The sequence below is a fragment of the Streptomyces sp. C genome, from assembly GCF_000158895.1.
Classification (GTDB): Bacteria; Actinomycetota; Actinomycetes; order Streptomycetales; family Streptomycetaceae; genus Streptomyces; species Streptomyces racemochromogenes.
In genome coordinates this window covers 1,494,126-1,494,985 of the sequence record NZ_GG657750.1, presented here as the reverse complement: position 1 = coordinate 1,494,985, position 860 = coordinate 1,494,126, and the positions used below count along the sequence as shown (strand labels likewise).

General features: G+C 80.0%; 1 pseudogene. It reads left to right on the top strand.

Features of this window, described 5'->3' with window-relative positions:
- Positions 1 to 772: pseudogene (locus tag SSNG_RS43560) on the top strand (primosome assembly protein PriA); the annotation flags it as partial.
- Between the last annotated feature and the right edge of the window lie 88 nt (positions 773 to 860).

Genomic DNA, 860 nt, shown 5'->3' with positions numbered 1-860 from the left:
GGAGGCCCCCGACGAACGGGAGCTGCACTGCGGGTGGTGCGGGCGGGCCGAGAACGCCTGGCAGTGCGAGGAGTGCGGGTCGTTCCGGCTGCGGGCCCAGGTGGTGGGCGCGCGGCGGACCGCCGAGGAGCTCGGCCGCGCCTTCCCGGCGGTGCCGGTGCGCACGTCCGGGCGGGACCACGTGCTGGACGAGGTGTCCGACCGGCCCGCGCTGGTGGTGTGCACCCCGGGTGCCGAGCCGGTCGCGGCGGGCGCCGGGTACGCGGCGGCGCTGCTGCTGGACGGCTGGGCGATGCTGACCCGGCCCGACCTGCGGGCGGGGGAGGAGGCCCTGCGCCGCTGGATCGCGGCCGCCTCGCTGGTCCGTGCCGACGGGCAGGTGGTGGTGGTCGCCGAGCCGACGCTGCGGCCGGTCCAGGCGCTGGTGAGGTGGGATCCCGTGGGACACGCGGTGCGGGAGCTCGCGGAGCGGGCGCAGCTGGGCTTCCCGCCCGTGTCCCGGATGGCGGCGGTGGCCGGGCGGGGGGAGGCCCTGGAGGCCTTCCTCGGAGCGGTCGAGCTGCCGGCGGACGCGGAGGTGCTGGGGCCCGTGCCGGTGCCGGGGCGGCGGGGGGAGCCGTCGGTGGGGGAGCGGGCGCTGATCCGGGTGCCGCCCGGCAGCGGGGCGGCGCTGGCCGCCGCGCTGAAGTCGGCCCAGGCCGCGCGGATGGCGCGGGGCGCGCAGGCGGGGGACCCGATCCGCATCCGGATCGACCCGCCGGACATCGGCTGACCTTGCCCTGGCCGGGCGGGGGTGGGAGTGCCGCTGCGCGGGCTTGCTCCCCGCCCCGCCCTTCGCCCGTTTCCCCGGGGCTCCGCCC